The 14961-nt window shown below is 66.7% G+C and carries 14 protein-coding genes; 9 read left to right on the top strand and 5 right to left on the bottom strand.

The annotated features are described in order from the left end of the window. The first annotated feature begins 1519 nt into the window (after positions 1–1519). A complete protein-coding gene (locus OG625_RS39120) occupies positions 1520–2002 on the top strand; it encodes a hypothetical protein (protein WP_329375647.1) in 483 nt (160 codons plus the stop codon). A 458-nt stretch (positions 2003–2460) separates the two neighbouring features. On the opposite strand, the gene OG625_RS39115 is transcribed toward OG625_RS39120, so the two are convergent. Beyond that, positions 2461–3015, bottom strand: a complete 555-nt coding sequence (locus tag OG625_RS39115; RefSeq protein WP_329375649.1) for a YbaK/EbsC family protein — start codon at positions 3013–3015, stop codon at positions 2461–2463. A 334-nt stretch (positions 3016–3349) separates the two neighbouring features. Between OG625_RS39115 and OG625_RS39110 the strand changes: the two genes are divergently transcribed. The 7 genes from OG625_RS39110 (at position 3350) to OG625_RS39080 (ending at position 8739) form a co-directional block, all read left to right on the top strand. Further along, entirely contained in the window at positions 3350–3766 is a 417-nt protein-coding gene (locus OG625_RS39110; RefSeq protein WP_329375652.1) for a hypothetical protein, read from the top strand. A 252-nt stretch (positions 3767–4018) separates the two neighbouring features. After that, positions 4019–4603, top strand: a complete 585-nt coding sequence (locus OG625_RS39105) for a transposase family protein (protein ID WP_329375654.1) — start codon at positions 4019–4021, stop codon at positions 4601–4603. Further along, positions 4600–5661 (top strand): transposase, encoded by a 1062-nt coding sequence (locus OG625_RS39100; RefSeq protein WP_329375656.1) that lies wholly within the window; start codon positions 4600–4602, stop codon positions 5659–5661. Before OG625_RS39105 ends, OG625_RS39100 begins: the two co-directional genes overlap by 4 nt. A gap of 238 nt (positions 5662–5899) precedes the next feature. Beyond that, positions 5900–6352: a hypothetical protein gene (locus OG625_RS39095; protein ID WP_329375658.1), complete on the top strand. Its 453-nt coding sequence runs from the start codon at positions 5900–5902 to the stop codon at positions 6350–6352. A gap of 335 nt (positions 6353–6687) precedes the next feature. Further along, positions 6688–7110, top strand: coding sequence for a transposase family protein (locus tag OG625_RS39090; protein WP_329375660.1), 423 nt, complete (start codon positions 6688–6690; stop codon positions 7108–7110). Between the two features lie 107 nt (positions 7111–7217). Then, positions 7218–8279, top strand: coding sequence for a transposase (locus tag OG625_RS39085; RefSeq protein ID WP_329375662.1), 1062 nt, complete (start codon positions 7218–7220; stop codon positions 8277–8279). A gap of 172 nt (positions 8280–8451) precedes the next feature. Continuing rightward, a complete protein-coding gene (locus tag OG625_RS39080; protein ID WP_327286506.1) occupies positions 8452–8739 on the top strand; it encodes a hypothetical protein in 288 nt (95 codons plus the stop codon). Between the two features lie 676 nt (positions 8740–9415). Here OG625_RS39080 and istB read toward each other — a convergent pair. Next, on the bottom strand, positions 9416–10264 hold the full coding sequence (gene istB, locus OG625_RS39075; RefSeq protein WP_329375665.1) for an IS21-like element helper ATPase IstB: 849 nt from the start codon (positions 10262–10264) through the stop codon (positions 9416–9418). Continuing rightward, on the bottom strand, positions 10261–11829 hold the full coding sequence (gene istA, locus OG625_RS39070; protein ID WP_329375667.1) for an IS21 family transposase: 1569 nt from the start codon (positions 11827–11829) through the stop codon (positions 10261–10263). Before istA ends, istB begins: the two co-directional genes overlap by 4 nt. Positions 11830–12507: 678 nt before the next feature. On the opposite strand from istA, the gene OG625_RS39060 reads away from it, so the two are divergent. Further along, entirely contained in the window at positions 12508–12684 is a 177-nt protein-coding gene (locus OG625_RS39060) for a hypothetical protein (RefSeq protein ID WP_329375668.1), read from the top strand. Between the two features lie 22 nt (positions 12685–12706). Here the strand turns inward: OG625_RS39060 and OG625_RS39055 are convergent, their stop codons facing one another. Beyond that, a complete protein-coding gene (locus tag OG625_RS39055; RefSeq protein WP_329375670.1) occupies positions 12707–13618 on the bottom strand; it encodes a hypothetical protein in 912 nt (303 codons plus the stop codon). A gap of 102 nt (positions 13619–13720) precedes the next feature. Further along, positions 13721–14251, bottom strand: a complete 531-nt coding sequence (locus tag OG625_RS39050) for a peptidase inhibitor family I36 protein (protein ID WP_329375672.1) — start codon at positions 14249–14251, stop codon at positions 13721–13723. Positions 14252–14961: the final 710 nt, after the last annotated feature.

Genomic DNA, 14961 nt, shown 5'->3' with positions numbered 1-14961 from the left:
CGCTGCGCGCTCAGGAGAGAACCGCCTCGCTGCGCTGACGGGGCTCGGCTTCGCCGAGCCAGGGCCGCCCTTCGGGCCGGGGTCCTTCGCTTCGCTACGGACAGTTCGGGGTTCCGCTTCGCTCCACCTCGAACAGCCTGCTTCGCAGGCTTGGGTGACCCCGTTTCACGGGGTCCGGGCTTGCGGCCCGTTGGGCGGGTCCGCTTCGCTCCCCCACCCGGGTCCTTTGGCTCCGCCTCCAGGACCAGCCCGCTCCGCGGGCGGCTGGCAGCGAGGAGATCGCGGGTGCCTCGGCCGACTCCTGGCTTGCGGCTCCCGGGGAGTGTCACAGGTGGCTGGTCTCGTCATAGAGTCGCCAGTGCCACCAGCCACCCCTGCGATGCGCCTGCCGGTAAGCGAACGGGTCTGGGAGGGTCCTACACCACAGTTCGTCATCCAGTCGTGCCAGCAGCCCCTCCAGTTCCCGGCGCGGACGCGGAGGAAGCCTATGCACGACCACCTCGAGGAGATCCCGGGCCACCGCAACGTTGTCCAGGAACTCATGCTGCTCACAACCGCAGATGGACAGTCGCAGGTACACGTACCTGCCCGGAAGAGCAAGGAAGCTGCGATAGGCAGCGAGAGCGTCTCGGGTTGCCCCGGGCCACCAACCGTCGTGCGGGCGCCGGTACTCCTCGCGATAGATCGCGGAAACAGTCTGCGAAGAAAGACGCCAACGCTTGGGAAACCGCCCGCCCCAATCGCTGATGCCTGCGTACAGCTGCCGCGGGACCACTCGTTGCGCGCGCAGTGCGCTGGGCCGTCTACGCGGCATAAGCCTTTCGGAACACAGTCATGAAATTGATCATGACACGGGCGAGACGAAACTTCCAGGCGTGATACCGATCGTCACCAAAGTGACCAGGCAGAACGTCAAAAACGTCAGTACAAAGACGGCAACCACTGTCAGTGGCAAACCCGGACTCAGAGACCACTGACCAGGGACAACCCCAGACGACACCACTGACACCTCAACGCCGAACCACCACTGACAAACGAACACAGATCATCACTTCGCGCCCTCAAGGCCGGCCCTTCGGGCCGGAGTCCTGCGCTGCGCTCCGGACGGTTCGGGGTTCCGCTTCGCTTCACCCCGAACGGCCTGCTTCGCAGGCTGAACTGACCCCGTTTCACGGGGTCCGGGCCCGCGGCCCGTTGGGCGGGTCCGCTCCCTTCCCCAGCCCCGATCCTTCCGGCTCCGCCTCCAGGAGCAGCCCGCTTCGCGGCCGTGCGGTGCTCGGATCCGCGGTTGAGCTGGGACAGGGCCACGACGGGGATCTGCAACTCCTTGGGGTTGTACCCACGGCCTACCTCACCTGGGGCTCCTCAGCTCCGCCGGCATCCTCCTGCACGACACCACCGCCCGAGCCAAAACAGTTGATCTCCACAGAAGTTGGGCCGAACCCCTAGCAAGATCACTACCCCCGTGGATGGGGTAGGGTCGGACACCCCATTGGCCACACCACCAGGGAAAACACGCATGAGCTTCACGCGCCGAATAGGCACCACCGCCGCCATCACCGCAGTACTCGCAGCAGCCGGCCTGACCGGCACCGCACACGCGGAGGAGCTCACCCCCGACAGCTCCACCATCACCGTCGACGCCTACGACCCGTCCGAAGTCATCCTGCTTAACGCACCACTCTCCAGCGGGTGGGACTACGTCGGTGCCAGCACGTTCAGATACCGCGATACCAACTTGGGCGAGTGGTTCACCGGCTACGTCTACTCGACCGGCGGCAACTTCCTGGCGTGCGTCTCGAGCCGGACCTCCTACCACAAGTACTCCCTGTGGGAGCGCGACGACACCGGCTCCCGCCGGATCTCCACTGTCACCAGCAAGGGCGGATGCCTCACCTTCAAGGGCCTCGATGCCTATGTCGACGGAGCCAACAACAAGGCGGAGTTCATGCTCTCCACCAACGACCCGCAGGGCGGGTACAGCGTCACCTACTATGACTGATCTGCCTCAGTAGCTACTGCCCAGCGCCCAGGTGAATCCTGGGCGCTCGTTGCTTCTCGGAAATCCCTGTACCGACCAGGCCAAGCAAGAACTCCCACAGACCGCTCATGAACAACAACCGCCAGGCAAGCCTGGCGGAAGCCAGCCGTGAGGCCAGGCGCTACTGATTCAAAATTTGATGCAAGATAGACTTTGGGATCTCCCACACCTGACCCTGCACCGGTTCCCCTTCCGATGTTGTCGCCGATAGGTGAAACTGCGCAGTACCCAACCAACCTGCGCAACCAGGCCCCACGCTCAAAAATCCGCAGGTCAGACAGCTGGCGTACCCGGGAACTGCGCAGATTCAGTGAGCCAACACAGCCACCAACCCGCTCAACCAATCTGCACAACCCCAGGTCAGAAGCATGACGACTGCTCAGATTCACTGACGGGCGACAGCCGGGCCGTTTCGCCGCTCAAAGGCCGAGACCGTCGAGCACGACCGCACCCGGGAGTTCCGCAAAGAGCCGGCCGGGTACGACGAGCTTGCCGCGGCGACGGCCACTGCCGATCAGGACATACGGCAAGGCGACCACGGCCGAGTCCACAAGCAGCGGCCAGTCCGCAGGCAGGCCGATCGGTGTAATGCCTCCGTACTCCATGCCGGTCAGCTCCACCGCGGTATCCATAGCCGCGAACGAGGCCTTGCGCACTTCGAGTTGGCGACGAACCACCCCGTTCACGTCGACCCGGGCCGCGGAGGGGACCAGGCAGGCGGCAAGCGCCGACTCGCCGCCGCGCTTTGTCGCGACAATGACGCAGTTCGCCGACTGCGCGAGCAGGTCCTGGCCGTAGCGCTCGACGAAAGCGCCAGTGTCGGCGATGGCCGGGTCGGAGTCGATGTAACTGATCTGCTCGGCGGGGACGGTCCCCTGCAAGGTACGGACCGCAGCGGCCACGGGCGGGGTCAGCAGGTCGAGGCAGTCAGGGGCGGGCTGGGCGTCGTCGAAGTGTCCGAGAAGAGCGTTCATGCCAGCACGTTAACAGCGTGTACGAATACCCCGGTTGGCCGTGTCGTACACGGTGGATGCGATCTCTCACTTTCATGTCAGTACGTGACCTGCACATCTCTCACCCGAAGACAGTGGATCGAGCCTCAATCTCTCACCACGTGACAGTGAGAGCGGCAGTCAGCACCTGGCCCTGACCAGTCACTCCCCCACGGACGTGAAGACCCAGGAACGCCCATCAGCTGCTCCAGCTTCGCTGGTAGGCGCCCAAGTTCCCTCCGCAGACTGTGGACCTGCCGCACGCCCGTCGGCCGTCGCCTCGTCGGCGCCTGGAGCACCGGTTCACACTGGGGTCGTGACCATGCCGAACACCCTCTTCCACTACACCAGCACCGAGTCCTGGGAGGAGATCCGCACGTCCGGCTACATCGACACCACGTCCCAGGCGGCACGCCACCTGGACGGCCAGCCCCGGCATATGTGGCTCACCGACAGCCACGGACACGACAGCGGCCTACGCAACCCGGACCGAACCATCGTCCGGATATCCGTCGCCCCGGTCCCGTCCATCCTCTACTGGCCACTGTGGCGCGAGCTGTGCGACAACCGCACCGCCGTGGAACAGGCTGGCGGCGACCCGGCAGCCTGGTACCTCACCGATCAGCCCATCACAGCCGAGCACTGGGGCACCGTGATCCGCATGGACACAGACGAAACGCTCCACGGCACTGGCTTTGTCAGCGAGTTACGGGTTCTGGCACACATTCCGTGAGCGATCTTGCTGGCTCTCCGTCAGCTGGTGGTGCGCACCACGCGAGCTGCGCAGATTGAAGGTTCACAGGAGGTGGTGGAGCCCGATTCAAGATCGTTCACGGAATGTGGGCCAGAACCGAGTTGCGGGTTCTGGCACAGATCTTGGGGAGCGGTCGCGGAGGGTGACCTCGATGTTCGATTGTTAGGAGGCGGGTTCGTGTGAGACGGCGTACGCCTTGTCGTCCAACGGCCAGAATTGACGCTCCCTCAGGTGTCTGCCAGCCGCTGCTGCGGGCGGTTGTGGATGGCGATGGTGCTGTTCATGCAGACCGATGCACCGTTCTGGGACTCGCTGGTGTTCAACGGGATCGACGATGTGGATGTCGAGACGGCTACGGCCGCGTTCGGCATGGTCGAGGTGGTGGCGAGAGGTCGTGCCGCCGGGGCTGCATGTCCGGACTGCGGTCGCTTCTCGTACCGGGTCCACGACCGTTACCAGCGCAAGCTGAAGGACCTTCCGCTCGCTGAGCAGGGCTTTGAGATCCGGCTGACGGTCCGGCGCTTCATCTGCGGAACGGCGGACTGCCCGCGCCGGACGTTCGCCGAGCCGTTCTCCCGGCTGGCCGCCCCGCACGCAAGGTTCACGACTCGGCTCAACCGCGCCCTGGAGCGAGTGGGGCTCGCGCTGGCCGGGCGGGCAGGCGCTCGGCTGGCTCCCCAGCTGGGGTTCGGCGCGGGACGGATGACCTTGTTACGCAGGGTCATGGCACTGCCTGATCCGCAGTTCAGACTCCGCGTGTGCTGGGCGTGGACGATTTCGCGATCCGTCGCGGCCAGACCTACTCCACCGTCTTGACCAGCGTCGAAGACCATCGCGTGGTCGATGTGCTCCCGACGCGTGAGGCCGGGCCGCTGGCCGTGTGGCTGGTCCGTCACCCAGGCGTGGAGATCATCTGCCGGGACCGGGCGGGCGCCTACGCCGAAGGCGCCCGGCGCGGTGCCCCCGACGCTCTGCAGGTCGCCGACCGGTTCCATCTGTGGCAGGGCCTCGGCCGGGCCGTGGAGACCTGCGTCGCCGCCCATCGCGACTGTCTGAGCAATCCTTCGCCCAGCGGCATGCTGCCGGAGGCCACCCGACTGGCTTCCGGTCGGCCGCAGGACGACTCGGTACCAGCCGGCCGGCGGGCCGAGCGGAAGAAGGCAGCACATGCCCTGGTCCACAAGCTTCTTGCTCAAGGTCACTCACGTCGGGCGATTGCCCGGCACCTGGGCTGGGGCCTCAACACCGTGCTCCGGTACGCGAACGCCGCACGCTGGCAGGACACCATCCGCGACAACCGGCCCCGACCCAGCAGGCTCGACCCCTACAAGCCCTACCCGGAGCGCCGATTCGCCGCGGGATGCACCAGCGTCACCCACCTCCACAATGAACTCGTCGCCGACAACGCACCCGTCACTTACCAAATGGTCCGCGCCCACATCGCCACCCTCCGCGGGGCTCCGGCCGACGCACCGCCCCGGCCCCCGACGGTGCGCCAGGTGACCGGCTGGCTCACCCGACACCCCACCGCGCTGAGCGAGGACGACCGCGCCGGCCTCAAGGATGTCCTGGCACGCTGCCCCGAACTGGACACGGCCGCCGGGCATGTCCGCGCCTTCGGCGAGATACTCACCGGCCGCCTCGGCGCCACACTTCTCACCTGGATCGACACGGTCGAGGCCAGCCAGCTGCCCGGGCTCAGGGGCTTCGCACTCCACCTGCTCCGGGACCTTGACGCTGTAACAGCCGGGCTCACCCTGGACTGGAGCTCGGGCAGCATCGAGGGCGCCGTGAACCGGATCAAGAAGATCAAGCGACAGCTCTACGGTCGAGCCGGATTTGAACTGCTCCGAAAAATGATCTTGCTTCAGTAGCTCCTCGCAGAGGTGTGGCTCTGCCGCTGGTCGACGCCTTCGAAGCCGGTCGCCCAGATCCCGACAGGGTGCCCACTCGGGGGTTCGTGAGTGGGGCTGACCAGTGAGTACGGAGCCGGTTGGAGGTCGTTTCCCGTGGGCCGGGTGAGTTTCCCCCACTGGCGGTGGGCAGTCGCCGTGGAGGCCCCCGATCGGCCGCGGGGACCGTGGTGCTACTTTTGCCGAAATCTGCGGAAGGGTGGGCAAGCTGGTGAACAGTGCCCTGCGGCGTGCTGCTGTCGTGGCCCTCGGCGAGCTCGGGCGAAGCAGCGACTCTGGGGACCGGGCGGACGCCGGTCGCGGTCTGGCGAGCTTTGCCGAGATGGAGGAGGCTGTCGATCCGCTGCTGGAGCTGGTGCTCGACCGCGAAGACACCTTTGTCACACGGGTGACCGCAGAAGCCTTGCTTCGACGGCAGGACAGGGCCGGACTGCTGATTGTCGCGTCCGCGCTGGCAGTCGCCAGCCCGAACCATGGCGATTGGATCCACACCGCGGTCCACGATGCATTTGCCATCTACGCCAGCGACCGCGACGACGCGATGCGGCTCTGCGAGGAGCTGACGCGGGATCCTGACGAACGCGTCGCCCTGGGAGCTCACGAGCTGAACGAAAGCCTGACCGGGATCCACTGCGTTCTTCACCCCGAATAGCGCAGGGGCACACGGCACCGTAGGCGCCCAGACACTCGACGACCGCGACTTGGTGACCACGTTGCAGTCAAGCATCCGGGCTCATGACTCCCGTTTTCCATCGAACGACACTGTCACCATCTGTGACCACTCCCCAAGATCTGTGCCAGAACCCTTCTCGGTTCTGGCACAGATCTTGGGGAGTCGTCGCAGAGCGTTACCTTGATGTTCGATTGTGAGGAGACGGGTTCGCGTGAGACCGCGTACGCCTTGTCGTCCGACGATCAGAATTGACGCTCCCTCAGGTGTCTGCCGACGGCTGCTGCGGTCGGTTGTGGACGGTGATGGTGCTGGTCATGCAGACCGATGCACCGTTCTGGGACTCGCTGGTGTTCGCCGGGATCGACGAAGTGGATATCGAGGCGGTGACGGCCGCGTTCGGCACGGTCGAGGTGGTGGCGAGAGGCCGCGCGGCCGGCTCTGCATGTCCGGACTGCGGCCGCTTCTCGGAACGAGTCCACGACCGATACCAGCGCAGGCTGAAGGACCTTCCGCTCGCTGAGCAGGGCTTCGTGATCCGGCTGACGGTCCGGCGCTTCATCTGCGGAGCGGCGGACTGCCCGCGCCGGACGTTCGCCGAGCCGTTCTCCCGGCTGGCCGCACCGCACGCACGGTTCACGACACGGCTCAACCACGTCCTGGAGCGAGTGGGGCTCGCGCTGGCCGGGCGGGCCGGAGTCGGCTGGCTGCCCAGCTTGGCTTCGGCGCGGGAAGGATGACCTTGTTACGCAGGGTCATGGCATTGCCCGATCCCACGTTCAGCACGCCGCGTGTGCTGGGTGTGGACGATTTTGCGATCCGTCGAGGCCAGACCTACTCCACCGTCTTGACCAGCGTCGAAGACCATCGCGTGGTCGATGTACTCCCGACCCGCGAAGCCGGGCCACTGGCCGCCTGGCTAATCCAGCACCCAGGCGTGGAGATCATTTGCCGGGACCGAGCCGGCGCCTACGCCGAGGGCGCCCGCCGCGGTGCCCCCGACGCTCTGCAGGTCGCAGACCGGTTCCATCTGTGGCAGGGCCTCGGCCGAGCCGTTGAGACCTGTGTCGCCGCCCACCGCGACTGCCTGCGCAACCCATCGCCCACCGGCACGCTGCCAGGCGCGACCCGTCCAGACCCCGGTCGGCCGCGGGACGACTCGGCGCCCGTCGGCCGGCGGGCCGAGCGGAAGAAAGCAGCACATGCCCTCGTCCACGAGCTCCTCGCCCAAGGTCACTCACGCCGGGCGATCGCCCGGCACCTGGGCTGGGGCCTCAACACCGTGCTCCGGTACGCGAACGCCGCACGTTGGCAGGACACCCTCCGCGACAACCGGCCCCGGCCCAGCAGACTGGACCCCTACAAGCCCTACCTGGAGCGGCGATTCGCCGCAGGATGCACCAGCGTCACCCGACTGCACGACGAATTGGTTGCTGAGCTCGCTCCTGTCACCTACGGCATGGTCCGCGCGCACATCGCCACTTTGCGCGGGGCTCCATCCGAGGCGCCGCCCCGGCCGCCGACGGTGCGGCAGGTGACCGGCTGGATCACCCGTCACCCCGCGACCCTGGCCGAGGAGGACCGGGCCGGCCTGAAGGAGGTCCTCGCACGCTGCCCCGAACTGGACACGGCAACCGGACATGTTCGCGACTTCGGCGAGATACTCACCGACCGCCTCGGATCCACGCTTCCCACCTGGATCGATGCAGTCGACACCAGCCAGCTACCCGGTCTCACCGGCTTCGCGCTCCATCTGCTCCGAGACCTCGACGCCGTGACAGCCGGGCTCACTCTCGACTGGAGCTCCGGCAGCATCGAGGGCGCCGTCAACCGCATCAAGAAGATCAAAAGGCAGCTCTACGGCCGAGCCGGATTCGGACTGCTCCGCAAGATGATCCTGCTCCAGTGACACCAGCCGTGGCAGGATGGCCTCATGTTGATCCGAAAGGGCGATGCCGCGTAGGCGTCCCAAGGCCGTCCGTGCAGAGCGGTGGCGGCCACGATGGCAGTATCCGGTCCTGAGGGTCCGCGGTGTCTCCGCGCGGACTCGTGCAGCGATCCGCCAGGTCGAAGACCAGGAGATGTGGCCCAACGCGGTCGCGAATGCGCTCTCTCGCTTCGAGTGGGCCTTCAAGCAACCTGGCCGCTACCTGAACGCCTCCGAGGCTTGTTCGCCTGGGATAGAGGTGGAGGACGCTCGTGACGATCTGGAGCGGGCGATGCTGCACCTTCCTCCCGGAGCCAAACGGGACTTGGATCGACTGATCACGCGCATCGATGAGGAATTCGAGCGCCGCACCTTGCCGGAGCCCAACTACATCGAGTGGGCAATGGACGGCTGGTGGTGGACCAGGATGCGTGAACGCTGACGGACCCGGCCTCGTGTCCCTTCGCTGGAATCGAACGACACCGTTACCGTCCGCGACGGCTCCCCAAGATCTGTGCCAGAACCCGCTTGAAACCTACGCAGCCAGGGACGCGAAACGGGACCTCAAAGGGAACCCGGAACGAGACTCCAAAGAGGACCCGAAACGGGACCCCCCGTCAACCATGGCCCCGCGCCCGGATCACGGTGGCGAACTACTCACGGGCGGGGCCAAGGTGATGAGACTCCTTGAAAAACGGCCAGACCTGCTTCTCTTCCTCACTTGTTCCAGGTTTGGAGCGTCTGGGGAAGGTGGGGAGCATGAGCGTGTTTGAGGGGCTGCCGACCGTCAGGTCGGCAGCGCCCCTGGTGATCGGTGAGGGTTGTCCACGGACATGGCCGCGTCCTTCTGGGTGGACATCTGACTTCCCTGCGGGCGGACACCTGATCTCCCTCTGCGGTGTGACTTTTCGTCCCTCGTGTGGCTGAGCGCCAGCTGGCATTCTGACTCCATGAGCGATGACCAGCCGCCGTCTTCTGGGCTTCCTGCCGTTGAGCCCGTGCGCCCTTGCGACTTTTGCGGATGCCTGGTCGTCGAGGGGTCCATTGACGAACGCGACTGCCCCGCGTGTGGAGACGCGGAAGACGTCGACGAATGACGCGATCGCGCCTCGGCTGGGTCAGCTCAGTGGCTTGACGCCTCTGCCCGTGGTTGCCTGGGTGAGCCGGAGGCTGGTGCCTTCGGTCAGGACGATGTGCGCGTGGTGCAGGAGCCGGTCGACCGCGGCCGTGGCGAGCGTCTTGGGCATGATCGTGTCGAAGCCCGAGGGGTGGAGGTTCGAGGTCACGATCACCGAACGCCGTTCGTAGGCTGCGTCGATGACCCGGTAGAACGCCTCGGCGGCCGCCTGGCCGGATGGCAGCATCCCGATGTCGTCGAGGATGATCAGGTGAGCCCTGGTGATCTTCGCGATCGCCTTGGCGACGGTGTTGTCGACGGTGGCCCGCCCGACGTGGGCCGTGAGCGATTCGAGACTGAACCAGGCGACTTGCATGCCCCGGTCGATGGCCTTGTGGGCCAGGGCCTCGGCGAAGTGGCTCTTGCCGGTGCCCGACGGGCCGGCGATGGCGAGGTTCTCAGAACGGCCGATCCACTCCAGCGTCATCAACGCCTGCTGGGTCGGGGCCGGGATGGAGGAGTCCTCCTCGCGCCAGGAGTCGAACGTCTTGCCGGTGGGCAGGTTGGCCTGCTTGCGGTGGCTGCGACGGGTGGCCGCCTCACGGCCCTTGATCTCTTCTTCCAGTAGGATCCGCACGACCTCGGCCGGGTCCCAGCGTTGCGAACGGGCCGTGGCCAGCACCGACGGGGCGGCCTTGCGGAGATAGGGGAACCGCATCCGCTTCAGCACGTTCTCCAGCTCGGCCGGGATCGGCGGTGGGGCCGGTGGGGAAGGCAGCGGGGTGGGTGCGGGAGCCAGGGCCTCGGCGGCCGGTTCGGTCGTCGGGTCCAGCAACGCGATGCCGGTCATGGACGCAGATTCCTTTCGGCGGGGCCGCTGTTGGTGCGGCCGAAGTCAGCCCATGCGGAAGTGCCGGGCTGAACGGAGTGGGCCTCGTCCGCGACGACGAGGTCAGCGGGACGGACGCCGGACTTGCGGTGGGTGACGATCGACAACAGGTCGTCCTCGGCGAACCGGCCCGCGGTCGCCGCCAGACCGAGGGAGATATCGACCTCGGCGACGCCGACCAGGGCGGCGAGCTCGACGGCGGCGGCCATCTTCACCCGCATCCGGGTCGTTCCGGCCGCCGCGGCCTCGATCAGCCACGACTTCGCCCCTGGCCCGAGCGCCAGGAAGGCGGTCTCAGCGTCGTCGACGGGCTTCGGCCGAGGAGGCTTGGGCGAACCGTCCATCTCCTGCGGATGGTTCGGATAGTGGGCGGGGTCGATGACCGGCCGTCCGGGCAGAGCGATCTGGTGCCGGGCGACCTCCGCGAGCCCGGCGGGTCCTTGCAGCCACTCGGGCCGGCGGACGAGACGGGCCAGATCGGTCACGACCACCAGCTCGTCGCCGTCGACGCGGACCCAGGCTTCCTGCCCGACCAGACCGGCCGGGGTCGAATACCGGACCGACCCGAAGCGGACCGTCTGGTCCCGCAGCACCTGGCGGGACTCGCCGAGCGCGAGAGTGTGGGGTTCGACGGGCAGCGGATGCAGGCGGGTCCGCTCGATGTCGAGCATCGAGGCGGGGGTTCTGCCGGTCTCGCGGTGGATCCGGTTGTTCACCATCTGGCAGAAGATCGCGCACTCGCCGCGGAGTTCGGCGAAGCTGTCGTACTCCTTGCGCAGATTCGCCGTCGTCGGCACCAGGTCCGCCTTCGCGATCCGGACCGTCGCCTCCGACCCGCCCTTCGACTCGGGGTCGAACGGGACACATGTATGGACCTGCATCCCGTAATGCCGTCCGGTCGCGACGACTTCGGGGTGACGGACCGCGACGCCGGCGACCCGGTCGATCGTCACCGTCTTCTCGTTGTCCGTCAGCGCATACGTCGGAGCCCCGCCGATCGCCCGCAAAGTGGAATCGATGCAGGCCACCAGGGTCGGCAGGGTCCGGTCCCAGGTCGGGATCACCACCCGGAACCGCGACCAGGCCAGCCAAGCGCAGAACAGCAGCGTCACCCGCGGCTCGCCGCCGCCCGGGCCGGGAACCTTCGGCCCCCAGCCCCAGTCGAACTGCAGCCACAGCCCCGGCTCGGTGATCCAGGGCCGGTAAGTCCGCTGTTTGCCGGCCCGCCAGGCCGCCTTCGCCCGGGCCACCGCCCGCCGGGTCGTGCGCTCGTCGCCGGTGAACCCCAGCAGGACCAGGCGCTCGTGGAGCTTGTCCGCGCGGACCCTGCCCTCGGAGCGTTCGACCCATTCCTCGATCTTCGGCATGAACGGGTCGATCATCTTCGGCCGCTGGACCGGGCCGGTGACCGGCCGACCGGTGTCCCTCATCCGTGCGTACCTCCGCACGGTCTTCGGATCGACCCCCGCCAGCACAGCCGCCGAATGCGCGCACTCGGTGGCGTCCAGGGCCTCGAAGATTTCCATGATCTCCCTGTCAGACTTCTTCAACGTCCCTCCGGTGGATTGGTCTCAATGCCAGGCAGCACTGAGCCAACCGCCGGGGGGATCGTCTGTTCGGAACCGACACGAATGGGTCCACGGAGAGGGAGATCAGCTGTCCGCAGAGAGGGAGCTGTCCTGTCCGCCTACAAGGATCTTGCGCTGTCCGCTCTCAAGGGTCCGGGGATATCGGGCGTGGTGGACCGGAACAGCTTGTGCCAGAGACGATCGCGCCGTGGCACCTGACTTGCAGCTCAGTCCGTGCGTCGCGGCTTCGTCCCCTTCTTGTGGCGGGCGGGGCGGCTGTATGCCTCGCCAGTGGCGAGTACTCGGCCTACGTCGTGACGGGTAGCCGGGTGGCGGTTCTTGGAGCCAGGTGGTCGTCCGGGACCGGGGCGAGTCGGTTTCGGTGCACCGGCTGGGGGCCCGTCCTCGCGCGCAGGTTCCTGAACCCCCGCCACACTCGGTCCGCGGTCAGCTTGTTCGGTGGGGCTGGCTTCTCCGCCTGCCGGGTCATCCAGCGGCTCCGGCCGTTGCCGACGATGAAGCCGGCGCCGCGGACCGTCGCGGATGTCGAGCGGTTGTGGATCGTGGACGGAACACTGGTCCAGGTCTGTGACCGCACCGTCGGTGCCTCGAGGCGTAACTACCGCCTCGGTAAACGTGCAGGTCGCCATCGACGCCGACACCCCGCTGGTCGTTGCCTCGGCCCGGCCGGCGCCCGAGAACAATGCCGACGCCCACGTCTGGCGGGAGTCTGACCTGCCAGCCTCGGCGGCCAGGACGACGCTGGTCGCGGACGGTGCCAACCTGGGCACCACTTTGATCGTCCCGCAGTAGAAGGGCCGGACGGTCCCTCAGTTCACCCTTGAAACTTTCCCACAAGGATCTTGACTTCGGCGACTTGTGCATCGAGGGCAGCCTTTATCTCCGTGAGCTCCTTTGAGTGCTCGGCGATGGCGGCCTGCTGGTATGACGACTCCGCCGCGAACCACACACCGACCAGGTTCGTCTCCTGCTTGCACGCGACATCTGCCTTGGCCTGAGCGATCTCCGCGCCGCTCGGCTCGGCAGCGCTCACGGACGGCGCGGAGGCTGCGTGCAGAGGGTCGGTCAGCTCGTAGCCTCTGAGCTTCATACAGTTCGACCACTTCTGGAAGATGGCGGTCACGCGGCCATCCGCCACTGAGTCGGTGAAGCTCTTGGCCTTGATTTCGTTGACCAGGCCGGCTGCCTGCCATCGTCGCGCCGTCATGACCCGCTCAAGTTCGGTGAGGCAGCCGTTCTTGGGTACCGGTTGACCCTTGTACATGGTCGCCGGAGCCTGGGTGGTGGGGTCGGTACCGGTCAAAACGATCAGGGTCTCCGGGGACATGTCGCCGAGTCGCTGAGGCTCGCCAGTGGGCGCTGTGGTCCCGGTCTGGCGCCGAAGGTGGTATCCCCATTGCGAAACGGTGTCCAGGTCGGTGACGCCATAGCGGCGGTAGAGCACGGAGTAGGCGGACGTGATCACGCTGCTGTCCGTGGCCGGCTTGGCCGGGACCGGGTAGTCGAGTCCGAAGCGCACCATGCAGGACCGGATGGCGGCCCTGTTCACCCAGTCCAGCTGTGCTGACTGCATGGGCGTAGGCATGTAGGTCTCGATGGGCAGATGCAGGCTCTCCAGCGGTGCCGCAGGCGATGCGGACATGACTATGGGCGGCTTCTGCGCTGATGTGGAGGGTGACGTGCAGCCGCTTGCCATGGACAGTGCGCATACGCCGACTGCAGCCATGCGGTGAAACCTTGTGGGGAACATGGAAATCCTCAAAGCGGCCAAGGTGGTCATCGGGGCCGTCCACCGCCTCGTGTCGGCGGACGGCCCCGATGTCACGGACTATCGGAGAGCGTCAACGCCGACGCCGGGGCAGTTCACCGGGTCGTAATAACCGATCGAGGCCTCGTTGTTGCGGAGGTTGGAGGTGAGGTTGCCGCCTCGGTACGCAGGGACCCAGTTGACGTCGCCGACGTAGTTGGGATAGACCCAGATTCCCAGTCGGCACGCCGTCGAGTTCTCCGCGGACGCCGCGTTGTTGCGCACCTGCTGCCCCGCACCGGCCGACCCGTACCCGTCATCCGAGAAGGTCCCATCGATCGCCGCGTCGTAGCTGAAAGAGGTCCACCACATCGCACCCTCTGCACCCGGGGAGTAGTAGAGGCAGACGTCCTTGCGTTGGATGTTCACGCTACAGCGGACGGGTGCCGAGGCGGTGTTCCAGCCGCTGACGGTCGACTCAGAGGCGCTGGCCTGACCTGCCCCGGCAATGAGGCCCGAGGCAGCTACAACGACCGACGCAGCGGCGATGGCGAGGTTGCGGATGGCCGATCCGACGATGAAGCCGGACTTGGCAACGGTGTTCCCTATCAAAGTTCTTCCTAGGAATCTCGATGTTGCTGCTCGCGCATGCAGACCTCAAAAGAGTGCAGTGATGCCCGATGCTCCGTTGCCCGGGGCGGTCCCACGGTTGTTGGAGTCCTGGCGCGTCAGGTGCTCGGGGTAAGACTCTGGCAGCCTAGGGGCCCACTGGACCTCGTAGATTTACCCAGCGTGCGGACTTCCTTGATCATGCGTGCAAGTGCGGCTCCGGCAGGTGGGCTCCGCGAGGGCTGCGTTTGCGTTTATGTCCGTACCCCGTGCGGCGCCGCTGCAGGCAGCCACCTGCCCGGGAGGCGGAAGGTGCCGATGGACTATTCGGAGTCCTCCTCGCCGCGCACTTGGCTCGCCTCGGCGAGAACACCGCCTGGAAGGACGCCCTGTCCTCCGCCGCGGCCCGTTCCAGGCAACCGCCTCGGCGAGGACTTCCTGAACATCTCCACCGCGGGACGGGCTGTGATCGCCCGGCACCGCAGGGCTGGCACGGATCGCAGTGCGGCCGCGCGTCGTAGCGGCGAAGAGCCCGCGTGAAGGTCGAGTACCCGCCCCGATATCCCAGTTCGACGACCTCGTCGAACAGTGCGCTCGCCCAAAGATGCGGATCGTCGGCCAGCCGCTGACGGCAATAGTCCAAGAACGACACGAACCCATCCGGCGCCTGACGGCGCTGGCCGGCTTCCACCTCGCCCTTTAGATACGCGCGG

This window comes from Streptomyces sp. NBC_01351, from assembly GCF_036237315.1.
GTDB lineage: Bacteria > Actinomycetota > Actinomycetes > Streptomycetales > Streptomycetaceae > Streptomyces.
This window is presented reverse-complemented; position numbering and strand designations above follow the sequence as displayed.